The organism is Frankia sp. R43, assembly GCF_001306465.1.
Classification (GTDB): Bacteria; Actinomycetota; Actinomycetes; order Frankiales; family Frankiaceae; genus Parafrankia; species Parafrankia irregularis.
Map to the genome: position 1 here is coordinate 136,899 of NZ_LFCW01000001.1, position 14,143 is coordinate 151,041.

At 72.7% G+C, this 14,143-nt stretch carries 7 protein-coding genes; 2 read left to right on the plus strand and 5 right to left on the minus strand.

Annotated elements, in window-relative coordinates; genetic code table 11:
* Positions 1-23 precede the first annotated feature (23 nt).
* Positions 24-887, minus strand: coding sequence for an SAM-dependent methyltransferase (locus ACG83_RS00570; protein ID WP_054565309.1), 864 nt, complete (start codon positions 885-887; stop codon positions 24-26).
* 262 nt (positions 888-1,149) lie between these two features.
* Between ACG83_RS00570 and ACG83_RS00575 the strand changes: the two genes are divergently transcribed.
* Positions 1,150-3,903: a protein kinase gene (locus ACG83_RS00575; protein ID WP_235497475.1), complete on the plus strand. Its 2,754-nt coding sequence runs from the start codon at positions 1,150-1,152 to the stop codon at positions 3,901-3,903.
* Positions 3,904-4,054: 151 nt separating this feature from the next.
* On the opposite strand, the gene ACG83_RS00580 is transcribed toward ACG83_RS00575, so the two are convergent.
* Complete coding sequence (locus tag ACG83_RS00580) at positions 4,055-6,718, minus strand: Hsp70 family protein (protein ID WP_054564207.1); 2,664 nt, start codon at positions 6,716-6,718, stop codon at positions 4,055-4,057.
* 639 nt (positions 6,719-7,357) lie between these two features.
* On the opposite strand from ACG83_RS00580, the gene ACG83_RS00585 reads away from it, so the two are divergent.
* Complete coding sequence (locus tag ACG83_RS00585; RefSeq protein ID WP_054564208.1) at positions 7,358-8,914, plus strand: class I adenylate-forming enzyme family protein; 1,557 nt, start codon at positions 7,358-7,360, stop codon at positions 8,912-8,914.
* 11 nt (positions 8,915-8,925) lie between these two features.
* Here ACG83_RS00585 and meaB read toward each other — a convergent pair whose 3' ends face one another.
* The 3 genes from meaB to ACG83_RS00600 are packed head-to-tail and all read right to left on the minus strand — an operon-like array spanning position 8,926 to position 14,059.
* Positions 8,926-9,912 (minus strand): methylmalonyl Co-A mutase-associated GTPase MeaB, encoded by a 987-nt coding sequence (gene meaB, locus ACG83_RS00590; protein ID WP_054564209.1) that lies wholly within the window; start codon positions 9,910-9,912, stop codon positions 8,926-8,928.
* A 5-nt stretch (positions 9,913-9,917) separates the two neighbouring features.
* Complete coding sequence (scpA, locus tag ACG83_RS00595) at positions 9,918-12,173, minus strand: methylmalonyl-CoA mutase (RefSeq protein ID WP_054564210.1); 2,256 nt, start codon at positions 12,171-12,173, stop codon at positions 9,918-9,920.
* Entirely contained in the window at positions 12,173-14,059 is a 1,887-nt protein-coding gene (locus ACG83_RS00600) for a methylmalonyl-CoA mutase family protein (RefSeq protein ID WP_054564211.1), read from the minus strand. Before ACG83_RS00600 ends, scpA begins: the two co-directional genes overlap by 1 nt.
* Positions 14,060-14,143: the final 84 nt, after the last annotated feature.

Here is a 14,143-nt window from a genome sequence, read left to right on the forward strand (position 1 = left end):
GTCAGGCGTCAGGCGTCAGGCGGTCAGCCGCCCTGGCCACGCCGCGGGCCGGCGGCCACGATCACCGCCATCGACGGGGCCCACCAGTAGCTGCAGTCCGCCGGCGGACGCAGACCGTCCACCACCCGCACCGAGAACGTCTCGAAATGGCGCAGCAGCGCACGCTGGTGACGCCGGGAAAGCGAGTCGATCTCGTTCGAGTAGTAGGTGAACGACCCTCCGTCGGCCAGATGCTCGGCGGCGTGCGGGAAGAAGTGCTCGGCGAACGTCGCGTCCCGCACCACGTGGTCGTCGACCTCGCGCTCGTCCAGTGGATAGGTGTCGAACAGGATGCCGTCGAAACGCCCGAGATCCGGCAGCACGTCCTGCCAGCGGCCGGTCACGATCCGCACGCCGGCCCGGCCACCGTCACCGTCGCCCCCGCCCCCGTCACCGTCGTCGGAGGCGGCCCACGCCAGCGCGGTCGCGGCGACGTCCGGGTTCGCCTCGATGATCGTGTGCGCAGACGGCCGCAGGCTCTGGACGAACCCGGCCGAGATCCCCAGGCCGAAGCCGACCTCGCAGACCGTCCCCCCGGTGCGGGTCACCGCCTCGGCCAGCGCCCGCATCAGGGGACGCTCCCAGGTCTGCATCACCTCCTGGCCGGAGACCAGCAGGGTGTCGCCGGTGACCACCGGCGTGTCCGCGTCGAGGGCCACCTCGATCCTCGGCCGGGTGGCGCCCGGCACCAGTCGCGGCGCGACCTCGTCGAGAGCCCGGACGTCGGCCACGAACTCGTCCAGTGCCCGCCCGAGCAGCCACTCGCGAGGCTCGTCCGCCACCGGCGCCAACAGCGATTCCGACGTCGGGGTGAGACTGACCTCGAACTTCGCCGTGCGCCGCAGCAGCACCATGACCTCCCAGATCCGACGCGAGATCGACCGGAAAACCGCCGGAACAGATGGGAAAGCCCGGCCGGGATGCACCGTATACGCGGCACACCACATATACGTCACACACCGGTCCACGCGGAGTCCGCATACGATCCGCATCTGATCCGCACCCGGTCGGCGCCCGGTCGGCGGGCAATGAACCTGGACGTCGTCTGCGCCGCAGACCGGTGTCGTAGGATCAATGCGATCTGATGTGCCCAGGCAGGAGTGCGGCCCCTTGAGCGGGTATACACAACCGCCGGTGTCCGGGAACACCGCGCGGCCGCTCCGCGCGGAGGACCCCGTCCGGCTCGGTAACTATCGCGTGGTCGGCAGGCTCGGCCAGGGTGGAATGGGCGCGGTCTTTCTCGGCCAGGCGCCGGACGGCACCGCCGTCGCCATCAAGGTGATCCGGCCCGAGCTCGCGTCCCGGCCGGAGTTCCGGGCCCGTTTCGCCCGTGAAGCCGAAAGCGCCCGCAGAGTTCGCCGTTTCACCACCGCGGCGGTCCTCGACGCGGATCCGGACGGCCCACAGCCGTACCTGGTGACGGAATTCGTCGAAGGCCCCACGCTGTCACGGCATGTCACGGCACGCGGGCCGATGCGGCCGGCCGACCTCGAGCAGCTCGCGGTCAGCGTCGCCACCGCGCTGTCGGCCATCCACGCCGCCGGGATCGTGCACCGCGACCTCACGCCCGCGAACGTCCTGCTCTCCCCGGTCGGGCCGAAGGTAATCGACTTCGGGCTCGCCCGCGAGTACGACACCGTCAGCGACCTGTCCCGCAACGTCAAGCAGGCGATCGGCACCCCCGGCTACATGTCGCCGGAGCAGATCCTCGACCAGCCCATCACGGCGGCGGTCGACATCTTCGCCTGGGGCTCGATCATCGTCTTCGCCGCCACCGGGCAGCCCCCGTTCGGCCAGGGGCGGGTCGAGGCCGTGCTGTACCGGATCGTGAACGAGCAGCCGCGGCTGGAGGGCGTGACCGGCGAGCTGCGCGACCTCGTCGAGCTCGCGATGCGCAAGGACCCCGGCACCCGTCCCAGCGCCGAGGAGCTGCGCGCGGCCCTGATGGGCGGGGTGGCCATCCCGGATCGGGCGGCCCCGGCCCCGTCCTCCGCCGGCGTGGCCGGCGAAAGCGACCAGGGCGATCGCGCGCCACGCGGACGTCGCTGGTCGCGAGGCGGCCGCAAGGCGACAGAGGGCTCGACGACGGGCGCGGCGGCCGGCCCCGCGCGCCCCTCACCGGCCGACACCGTCATCTCGGCGTCGCCCCTCCCACCCGCGCCACCGATACCGACCTCGCCGCCCCCCGCCGCGCGGCAGCCCTACTCGCCGGCCCCGCACTCGCGTGCACCACACTCGCCGGCGCCGCATTCACAGCCGCCGCCCCACTCACCAGCACCGCAGTCGCCGGCACCGCAGTCGCCCTACTCCCCGGCGCCACGCCCACCAGCGACCTACTCACCCGCGCCCTACTCACCGGCACCCCGCTCGCCGGCACCACAGTCACAGGCACCGCACTCGCCTGCACCACACTCGCCAGCACCACACTCGCCAGCACCGCATTCACAGGCACCGCATTCACAGGCACCGCGGTCACCGGCACCGCACCCGGCCTCCCCGTCCCCTGTCACGCCGAGCGGCCCGGGCACCGCGGCGGCGCGGGGGCCGCACCACCAGAACACGGGCCCGGACACCGGCACGGGGCGGCGCAGGCCCGATCGGCGGGTGGTCATCGCGGGCTTCGCCGTCGTGCTCGCCGCCGCCATCGCGATCCCCGTGGCGACGCTCGGCGGCGGTGACTCACCATCGGGCGCGGACCGCGACGCCATCGCGACCAGGCTCGCCACGGAGGCGGCCGCCAGGCGCGCGCAGGACCCGGACCTCGCGGCCCGGCTGAGCCTCGCCGCCTACCGGATCGCTCCGGTCAGCGCCGCCAAGGACGCCATGATCGCATCGTTCAGCGCGCTGACCACGGTGCAACCACGGGAGGCCGCCAGCCCCGGCAAGGACGTCACGTTCAGCCCGTCGGACTCCGTGCTCGCCTCGGCCGGGTCGGACGGTGCGCTGCGGCTCTACCGCCTGACCGACGGCGGCGAGCCGTCGTTGCTCAGCGAGCAACCGACCAACGACCCGGCCGCCGCTGTCGCGTTCGCTCCCGACGGCAAGCGGCTGGCCCTCAGCGGCACGCAGGACCCGGCCCGGGTGTGGGATGTGACCGACCCGGCCAAGCCGACGCAGCTGAGCACGCTGTCCGGCCTGGGTACACCCGTCCAGGTGGCGCTCGGCGCGGACGGGACGCTGCTCGCCGCCGCCACCGCTGACGGCACGTTCGCGCTGTGGCGCCTCTCCGACCCCGCGGCGCCCGAGCCACCGCGCCTGCAGCGCACCGGCTCCGTCATCACCGACATGGCCCTGAACCCAGCCGGAACGCTGCTCGCGACCGCGGGAATCAGCGGGGATGTGCAGCTCTGGGACGTCACCGACCCGGCGCGCCCGAAGCAGAGCGGAGCGCTGCGCGGGCCGGTCGCCGCTGTCAACACCGTCGCCTTCAACGGCGACGGGACACGGCTGGCCGTGGGCCGGGACGACCGGACCGTCCAGGTGTGGGACGTGAGCGATCCACAGCAGGGCCATGTCGCCACCGAGCTACGCGGGCCCGAAGGCCCCGTCTTCGCCGTCGCGTTCGACGAGGCCGGTCAGATCGTCATCGGGGACCAGTCCGGCGTCGTGAGCTACTGGGGCGGGGCGGATCCGGCGGCGGTGGTGCGGATCGCCGATGCGGAAAGCAAGATCACTTCCATTGCGATCGACCGCGCGGGTGACCACCTCGCGTTCACCACCGAAGGCGGCCAGACCTCGATCTGGTCGCTCAACCCCGACAGGCTCACCGCCGTCGCCTGTGCGAAACCGTCGGCGCGGATCACCCCGGCCGAGTGGGAACAGTTCGTCCCGGAGATCTCGTACACCGATCCCTGCAGCATCTGACCCACAACCGGGACCGGATGTCGGTTCGGTTCCACCTGCCGATCGGGTCCACATGCCGCGACCCACGAACCCTGGCTGTCGGCCAGAGCCCGTGGGTCGCGGTCCGTGCGTTTCCGCCGGCAGGGCGGCAGGGCGTCGAGCGGTGGAGCGGTCAGGCGGTGACCGGCGGAACGCCCTTGATCAGCTCGTCGACCTTGGCCACGTTCTCGTCGATCGTGCTCTGGGCACGCGGCACATAGTGGGCGTCGAAGGCGATCTTCTCGCCGTTCTGCATGTAGTAGCGCATGAAGGCGGCGGCCCCGGACTCACGCAGCGAGTCCTTGCGGGCGTAGACGAACACCGGCTTGCACAGCGGCAGGTAGAACCCGGTGCCCGCGGTCACCGCGTTCGGCTCGACGCAGCCCTTGCCGTTGTCGATCTCCAGGCCCCGCAGCTGCGAACCGAACGTCTGGAAGGTCGGGAAGTCGAGGAAGCCGAGCGCGTACTGATCGCGGGCCACGTCGGTCGCCACACCGCTGAGGTCTGCCTCCTGGTACTGGCGGGACCGGTTACTGGCGTCGTTCACCGTCGCGTTGAACACCTGCGCCTGCACGCTGTCACGCGGCGGCCCCACAAAGGTGATCGGCTGCGCCGGGAAGGAGGAGTCGATCTGGTCCCACCGGGTGATCTGCGAGCCGGCGTTCCAGATCTCGCGGACCTGGTCGAGGGTCATGCAGCGAGCCCACGAGTTCTGCGGGTTCACCACGATCGGCAGGGTGTGGTGCGCGACCTCGAAGCCGACGATCTGGTCGGCGCAGCCGGGATTGGCCTTGGAGTCGAACTCGAAGGAGGCGTCGGCGACGTCGATCTCGCCCGCGCACAGCTTGGCGAAGCCGTCCTCGGTCGTCGACGAGCTGACATTCACCGTCACGTTCGGCTGGACCTGGCGGAATCCCGCGTAGGCGGTCTCACTGATCGGCGCGACCTCGGCCGAACCGGCGATCAGCACCGTTTTCGGCCCCCGTGTCAGCGGTGCGGGGGACGCGCTCTGCTGCGCCGGAGGGGTCGTGACCGCCGTGGCGATCGGCACGACCGCAGTCGGCTCCTCGTCATCGCCCCCGGTCAGGGCGACACCGAACACGACGCCGGCGGTCACGAACACGATCGCCGCGACCGCGGCGGCGATCGTCCCTCCCGACCGGCCCGCGAACGGGCCGCCGCCGGAACCCGAGCGACCGCCACGACCGCCATGACGGGTGTCCGGCCGGGCGGCCTGCGGCGGCACCGGTGCGGCGCCCCCGGGACGGCTCTCGCCCGCCGCGTTGACGATCTCCATACCGCCGAGCATCGTCGCCGCGCCCTCGTCGAAGCCGGAGGAGGACGGGGAGGCGCCGGTCGCGGTCGGATACGTCATCGGGGTGCCTGGGGCCGTGCCCGCCGGCGGCGGGGACGACACCGGGGCGCCGGTACGGCCTCCGATCACGGTGGCGTCGGGGTCAGCCGGCCGGGCCGGCGGAACCGGCCCGGCGGACGACGTGGAGCCGACCGGCGGAAGCGACCCGGCCGGTGGAAGCGAGCCGACCGGTGGGAACGAGGACACCGGAGGCACGGAACCGGCCGGTGGGAAGGAGCTCGCCGGGGGCACCGAGCCCTCGGCGGGGTAGGAGCCCGGCTGCGAGAACGACCCCCACGGCGGCACGGATCCCGGCTGCGTGCCGGCGACCGGCGGCCGGATGATCGAGGTGATCTGCTCACCCGGCGAACGCTCGGCGAGCCCCGCCGCGATCAGCGCGGCACCGGTGGCGATGTCGTCGTCCGAGCCGACCTGCCAGCGGCCGACACCGGGGAAGGCCGCCCGCATCTGGGCCGCGACGAGCGGCATCCGCGCGGTTCCCCCGAACAACAGCACGGTCGACAGGTCGGCGGGTTCCGCCTGGCCGCTGCGCAGCGCCTGCCGGAATGCCCGCACCGTGTCGTCGACGACCGGCGCGACCAGGGTCTCCAGATCGGAGCGCGACACGGTGACCGAAGCCGTCTCCCGGCCCGGGAGGCTGACCGTTACCTCGATCTCCTCCTCCTCGGCGAGGTACTCCTTGGCCTGCGCGCACTCGTCCCGCAGCCGGCCCAGCGCGACCGCGATCGCCGGGTCGCCGAGGTCGAGCCGGTCGCGGCTGGTGCCCACCCGGGCCAGCGCCCTGTCCACCAGCAGTTCGTCGAACTCGGCCCCACCGGCGCGACCGACGCCTACCGGCGATCCGAGCCGTTCGAATCCGAACGGGCTGAAGGACAGCACCGCCGAGTCGAAGTGGCCGGCACCGAAGTCGTAGAAGCCCACCAGGTCAACGGTCCGGGCCGCCCGGCGGCTGATCAGCAGCGTGCCGATCGCGTCGGCGGACGCGCAGGTTGTGACGGGAGCGGAGACATCCGAAAGCTGGCTGACGGCCTCGGCGAACGCGGCGCGGCGATGCTCCGGCCAGAAGGTCGGATGCGAGACGACGATCTGCTCGGGCTCCTCGCCGCGGGCCGCGACCACCTGGCCGACCAGGTGACCGACCAGCCGGCCGAGGAGGCCCTCGGGGCTGTAGGCCGCGCCCGCGACCAGAACGTGGCCCGGCTCGCCGACGCGGTGCAGGAAGCCGCGGGCCGCCCGCTCGGGATCCGCCGTGGCCCGTCGCGCTGCCGACCGGCCGACGAGCATGCCTCCTGCCTGGGGCATGTAGAGCACGGATGGCACCGCCCGCCCACCGCCCAGGGTGAGCACGGCAGGCCATCCCCCGTCGGAGACCGCGAGAACGGTGTTCGCCGATCCGACGTCAATGCCAAGTTGGTAGCCCATGGGTCCTCCGGCTGTGTTCCCTCGTTGTCCGCCGTGGCCGTCATGGACGGACGCAGCGTGATCCCCCCGGCTCCCTCAGCGCCCCCGACACCGTCCGTAATCAGGCGGGTCGTTCACACAACAACGAAAGATCCGGCGGCCACATCGTAGGCCGCCCGACCAGGAGCTCCCTATCCGGTAGCGGACATCGATATCAGAAGACGGACACCGCACGAAGACCTGTCCTCCGTCGTAACGCCAATCCATCCGAAACACATCTGTCGGAAACGCGTCCGTCGGAAGCCGCGCCGGAATCCCCGGCCGGGTTCCGGGTTCAGCCGATTCCACTGCGCCAGACCACCATCACCGGGCGTCGGGCAGGATCCAGGCCAGGCCCGGTAGGCCCGCCGGGGTAAAGGCGCCCACGGTTTCGCCCCCGGGCCGCCGCCGTTCGAGATCGCGGACCGCCCGCGCCTGAAGAGATCCCCGAGCCGCCCACACCAACCCTTTACGCACAGGTTCCGTCCGCAATAGGCTGCATCGCCTCTGAGGTGCGAGTGGACGGAAGCTGGGCGGGACGGCGGCCAGCGGCCCGCGCGCCCAGGCGACACGCGAACCCGGGATCCATCAACACCGCCGCGGGAACGGAGCGTGAGTCCCATGACGTCGACCGACAACGAAGTCCGACCGACGATCCCCGACCTGCTCCGGCGTGCCGCCGGCGAGTTCGGCCCCGCCGACTACCTGGTCACCCTGACGGACCGGCTGACCTACGCCGAGGCCGACGAGCGGTCGGCGCGGGTGGCCCGGTGGCTGCTGCGCGAAGGCGTGGGCAAGGGCACCCGGGTGGGGCTGTTCTTCCCCACCGGCGTCGAGTGGGTCACCTGGTGGCTGGCAGTCACCAGGATCGGCGCCCTCGCCGTGCCGTTGAGCACGCTGTACGCGCCGGCCGAGATCGCCAAGGTGGCACGGTTGGCCGACCTGCAGGTGCTGGTGGCGCCCACGCGGGTGCTCAGGATCGACGTCGCCGACCGGTTCGAGGCGGCGTTCTCCGACCTGCCGGGCCAGCTGGACGGACCACTGGAGCTGGCGGGCGCGCCGTACCTGCGGCGGATCGTGCTCACCGGCGAGACCGACCGCGGCTGGGCCACCCGGTGGCACGCGCGGGACGCGCCGATGGTGCGCGCCGAGATCCTCGCCGCGGCCGAAGCCGAGGTCACCCCGGCCGACCTGGCCGTGATGGTGCACACGTCCGGGTCGACGGCCGACCCGAAGGGCGTCCTGCACACCCACGGCACGCTGGTGCGGCAGACCTCCACCTGGGCGGCCGTGATCCGCCACCTCACGGGCGTCGAGGACACGCCGCGCATCCTGTGCGCCATGCCGTTCTTCTGGATCGGCGGGATCCTCGCCGCGGCCGGAGCGCTGCACGCGCCCGTCGCGGTGCTGTCCCTGGAGCGGCTGGAGGCCGGATCGGCCCTCGACCTCGCCGAGCGGGAACGGGCTAACGGCGTCGTCGGATGGCCGGCGTTCACCCAGCAGCTGCGGCTGCACCCGTCCTTCCCGGAACGGGACCTGCGTAGCGCGCCCGCACTGCTGCAGGGTCCGGTGGACCTGGCGATGGTGGATGTCCCCGACGGTCACCCGATTCACCGCAGCCTGACCGAGTCCGGCGGCAGCTTCGCGTTCACCGAGATCGCGATCGTCGACGCGGACGGTGAGCGCGTCCCGGACGGCACGGTCGGCGAGCTGCTCATCCGTGGTATCGGCGTGATGGCCGGATACAACAAGCGCGAACGGTGGGAGGTCTTCGACGCGGACGGCTGGTACCACACCAGCGACCGGGTCTACCAGCGGACGGGCGACCCGCGGCTGTTCTACGTCGGCCGGGACAGCGAGCTCATCAAGGCCGCCGGCTCGAACGTGTCGCCCCGCGAGGTCGAAGCCGTCGTCGAGGAGTTCCCCGAGGTGGCGCACTGCGTCGTCGTCGGAGTCGAGCATCCGTCCCGTGGCGAGGAGGTGTGCGCGGTCGTGGTGGCGGCGGGAGAGGATCTGGACGTGGCTGAGCTGGCCGCGCGGGCCCGGACGCATCTGTCCGCCTACAAGGTGCCGACCCGGTGGATCGTCGCGGCCGGCGACGAGGTGCCGGCGCTGCCCAGCGGCAAGCCCGACCGCAGGGGCCTGAGGCGGCTGGTCGATGAGGGCCGCCTGAAATAGCCAGGCCGGCGTCAGGTGTCGAAGGCGTCGAGGATGGTGTCGGCGGCGAGGCTCGGGGTCAGGGCGCCGTCGCGCACCCGCCGTTCGACGTCGGCGGTGACCGCCTGGACCGCGGCGCTGTCGCGCAGCCTCCCCAGCAGGCGGTCCTGGACCATCGCCCAGGTCCAGTCGACCTGCTGGCGGCGGCGGCGCTCGGCCAGCTCACCGGAGGCGTCGAGGACGTTCTGGTGCTGAACGACCTGGCCCCACACCGTGTCCAGCCCGGTCTTCTCGGCGGCGCTGCAGGTGAGGACCGGGGTCTGCCACTCGCGGGCGGACCCCTGCAACAGCCGGATCGCACCGGCGAGCTCACGGGCGGCCCGGCGGGCGTCCAGCTCGTGCGGCCCGTCGGCCTTGTTCACGGCGATGACGTCCGCCAGCTCCAGGACGCCCTTCTTGATGCCCTGGAGCTGGTCGCCGGTGCGGGCCAGGGTCAGGAACAGGAAGGTGTCGACCATGTCGGCGACCGTGGTCTCGGACTGCCCCACCCCGACGGTCTCGACGAGCACGACGTCGTAGCCGGCGGCCTCCATGATGATCATGGCTTCGCGGGTGGCCTTGGCGACGCCGCCGAGCGTGCCGGCCGTCGGCGACGGGCGGATGAAGGCGGCCGGGTCGGCGGACAGTGCCGCCATCCGGGTCTTGTCGCCGAGGATGCTGCCCCCGGTCCGGGTCGAGGACGGGTCGACCGCGAGGACCGCCACCTGGTGGCCCTTCGCGGTGAGCATCGTCCCGAGCGCGTCGATGAACGTCGACTTGCCCACCCCGGGCACGCCGGTGATCCCGACCCGGCGGGCCTTGCCGGCATGCGGCAGAAGCGCCACCAGCAGCTGCTGCGCGGCCTCCCGGTGGTCGGCCCGGGTGGACTCGACCAGCGTGACGGCCCGCGCGATCCACACCCTGGACGCCGCGAGGACGCCGTCGGCGTACTCGGCGACGTCGACGGCCCGGCGCGCCACCGTGGTCAGGACGCCTCGGCGGACCCGGGCTGCCCCGCCTGCCCGGCCTGCGCGTGGCCGAGCTGCTCGGACAGGGTCGCCAGCAGCTCGATCGCGGCGTCCGCGATGACCGTTCCGGGCGGGAAGATCGCCGCGGCGCCGGCGGCCCGCAGCGCGTCGAAGTCCTGCGGCGGGATGACCCCGCCGACGACGACGAGGATGTCGCCGCGCCCCAGCTCGGCCAGCTCCTCCTTCAGCGCCGGCACCAGCGTGAGGTGCCCGGCGGCCAGCGAGGACACGCCGATGATCTGGACGTCCGCCTCGATGGCCTGGCGGGCGACCTCGGCGGGCGTCTGGAACAGCGGGCCGACGTCCACGTCGAAGCCGATGTCGGCGAAGCCGGTGGCGATCACCTTCTGACCGCGGTCGTGCCCGTCCTGGCCCATCTTCGCGACGAGGATGCGGGGGCGGCGGCCCTCCTCCCGCTCGAAGGCGGCGGCGGCATCGCGGGCGGCGACGATGTTCCCGGCCGGCCCGGCTTCGTCCCGATACACACCGGAGATGGTACGGATCTGGCCCGCGTGGCGCCCGTAGACCTTCTCCAGGGCGTCGGAGATCTCCCCGACGGTGGCCTTGGCGCGGGCGGCGTCGACGGCCAGCGCGAGCAGGTTGTGCCCCAGGTCGGCGGGCCGGGAGCCGTCGCGGGCCGCCTCGGCCGCGCCGGTCAGCGCACGCAGCGCGGACTCGACGGCGGCGCTGTCGCGCTCCTCGCGCAGCCGGCGCAGCTTCTCGATCTGCCCGGCCCGCACGGCCGAGTTGTCGACCTTGAGAACCTCGATGGCCTCGTCCGCGTCGACCCGGTACTTGTTGACCCCGACGAGCGGCTGGCGGCCGGCGTCGATGCGGGCCTGGGTGCGGGCCGCGGCCTCCTCGATGCGCATCTTGGGGATGCCGGCGTCGATCGCCTGCGCCATGCCGCCGCTGGCCTCGACCTCGCTGATGTGGCCCCAGGCCTTGCGGGCCAGGTCGTAGGTCAGCTTCTCGACGTAGTAGCTGCCGCCCCACGGGTCGACGACCCGGGTGGTGCCGGACTCCTGCTGCAGCAGCAGCTGGGTGTTGCGGGCGATGCGGGCGGAGAAGTCGGTGGGCAGCGCCAGCGCCTCGTCGAGGGCGTTGGTGTGCAGCGACTGGGTGTGGCCCTGGGTCGCCGCCATCGCCTCGACGCAGGTGCGCACCACGTTGTTGAAGACGTCCTGCGCGGTCAGCGACCAGCCGGACGTCTGCGAGTGGGTGCGCAGCGACGTCGAGCGCGGGCTCTTCGGCTCGAACTGGTTCACCAGCCGCGCCCACAGCAGCCGGGCGGCGCGCATCTTGGCGACTTCCATGAAGAAGTTCATGCCGATCGCCCAGAAGAACGACAGCCGGGGTGCGAACGCGTCGATCGCCAGCCCGGCGCTGCGCCCGGCCCGGATGTACTCGACGCCGTCCGCGAGCGTGTAGGCGAGCTCCAGGTCGGCGGTCGCGCCCGCCTCCTGCATGTGGTAGCCGGAGATGGAGATCGAGTTGAACTTCGGCATCTTCTGCGAGGTGTACGCGAAGATGTCGGAGATGATCTGCATCGAGGGCTGCGGCGGGTAGATGTAGGTGTTGCGGACCATGAACTCCTTGAGGATGTCGTTCTGGATGGTGCCGGCGAGCTGCTCCGGCGCCACCCCCTGCTCCTCGGCCGCCACGATGTAGAGCGCCAGCACCGGCAGCACGGCGCCGTTCATGGTCATCGAGACGCTCATGCGGTCCAGCGGGATGCCCTCGAACAGCTGGCGCATGTCGTAGATCGAGTCGATGGCGACCCCGGCCATGCCGACGTCGCCGGTGACCCGCGGGTGGTCGCTGTCGTAGCCGCGGTGGGTCGGCAGGTCGAAGGCGACCGACAGGCCCTTCTGGCCGGCGGCCAGGTTGCGCCGGTAGAACGCGTTCGACTCCGCCGCGGTGGAGAAGCCGGCGTACTGGCGGATCGTCCACGGCTGGGTCACGTACATCGCCGGGTACGGGCCGCGCAGGTAGGGCGCGACACCCGGGTAGGTGCCCAGGAAGTCCAGGCCAGCGGTGTCGGCCGCGGTGTAGAGCGGCTTGACCGCGATGCCCTCGGGAGTGTCCCAGGTGAGGGCGTCGACGTCCTTGCCGGTGGTCTTCTCCAGCGCGGCCCGCCACTGGGCCTCGTCGGCGTCGGCACCCGCCGGCGCGCCCAGTGCGATCTCGGAGAAGTCGGGGATCGAAGACATCAGGCCACTCCCACCGCTGCCAGGGTCGTGCTCAGCACCTCGACGGCGTTGCAGCCGGCGAAGACGTACCCGGTCACCCCGGCCGCGGCATCGGTCTCCGCGCGGGCACCGGCCTTGCCGGCCAGCCAGATCCGTTCCGCCCCGGCGGCGCGCAGCGCCTCGGCGACCGGTGCCGCCCACTCGGCGTAGACCTTGTCCGCCGAGCACAGGCAGGCGACCTTCGCGCCGGACGCGGTGAACGCGGCCGCGATCACCGCCGGGTCGGTACCCGGCCCGGCGTCGGGGGTGGCCAGGCCACCGGCCTGGAACAGGTTCGCGGCGAACGTGGACCGGCCGGTGAACGCCGACACGCTGCCGATCGTCGCCAGGAAGACCACCGGACGGGCACCGGTCGCCGCGGTGTGGGCGTCCGAGCGGGCCCGCAGCGCCTCGTAGTCCTGGTCATAGGTGATGGTCGGCAGACCACCTGCAGGCTCCGCGGTCGGGGCGGGCTCGCGGGCGGGCAGCGTCTCGCCCAGGTTCGGGAACTCACTCACCCCGGTCAGCGGGTCCCGCCGATGCGCGAGCGCGTCGGCCCGGGCCGTCCAGGTGGCGTCCAGCCGGGCCCGCAGCGAGCCGTCCGCCAGCGTCGCGGCGATACCGCCGGCACGCTCGATCTCGGTGAAGATCGCCCACGCGGCGGCGGCCAGCTGGTCGGTCAGCGTCTCGACGTACCAGGACCCACCGGCCGGGTCGACCACCCGGATCAGGCTCGACTCCTCCTGGAGCAGGGTCTGGGTGTTACGCGCGATCCGCCGGGAGAAGTCGTCCGGCAGCCCCAGCCGGCTGTCGAAGGGCAGGACCGTCACCGCGTCCGCGCCACCGACGCCGGCGGCGAAGCAGGCCACGGTCGTGCGCAGCATGTTCACCCACGGGTCGCGGCGGCTCATCATCGCGGCCGAGGTCACCGCGTGCTGGCGCTGGGCCCGCAGCTGGGCCGGCGCGCCGCAGACCTCCGCGACCCGCGCCCACAGCCGCCGCGCCGCCCGCAGCTTGGCGATCGTCAGGAACTGGTCGGCACTCGCCGCGTACCGGAACTCCAGCTGGCCCAGGGCGTCGTCCACGCCCAGGCCGGCCGCGGTCAGCTCCCGCAGGTAGGCGACCCCGGTGGCGATCGACGCGCCGAGCTCCTCGGCGTCGCTGCCGCCGGCATCGTGGTACGCCCGGGCGTCGACGACCAGTGTGCGCAGCCGCGGGTACTCGGCGGCCACCCGGGGCGCGAGCGCGCGGACCGCGGTGAAGTCGGGCGCGGTCCCCGCCCGCGCGGCGAGCCCCAGCGGGTCGGCACCCAGCACCCCGCTGACCTGGGACGCCGGGACGCCGCGTGCGTCGGCCAGCGCCAGGAAGGCGGCCGCGGCCTCGGCGGTGAGCGGGCCGGCGTCGAGCACCACCGGCGCGAGGTCCAGGTAGACGTCCTTCAGGACCGTGGCGAGACCGTCCAGCGGCAGCCCCGCCGGGCCGAGCCGGAGCCACAGCGAGCTCACGCCGTTCTCCAGGTCGGCAAGCACCGCCTGAGAGGTGAGCCCGGCGTCGGGATGGCTGTGCAGCGCGCGCACATCCCAGCCGTCGGTGTTGGCGCCCTGCGGCCGCGCACCGCGCACGAACGGCGCGAGCCCCGGCAGGCCCGTCGGCGCGAGCGCCGCGCCGTCGGCCGCGTCGTACAGCGGACGGATGCTGATGCCCTCATACGTCGAGGTCGCGATCAGGTCCTCGGCCTCGTCCGGGCTGGCGTCCTCGCCCGCGACGCCGGACTTGCGCAGCACGCCCAGGACGAGCTTGCGCCACTCATCCCGGGTCGCGCTCGGAAAGTCGGCGGCCAACTCCAGCTCCACCGGTGGAACGGTCATGACAGGCAATGCTAGGGGGCAACGACCTCGGAGGCTCGGAGCATGTTCCTCCCGTCACAGAGCCTTGCGCCGGATGCCCGTCCG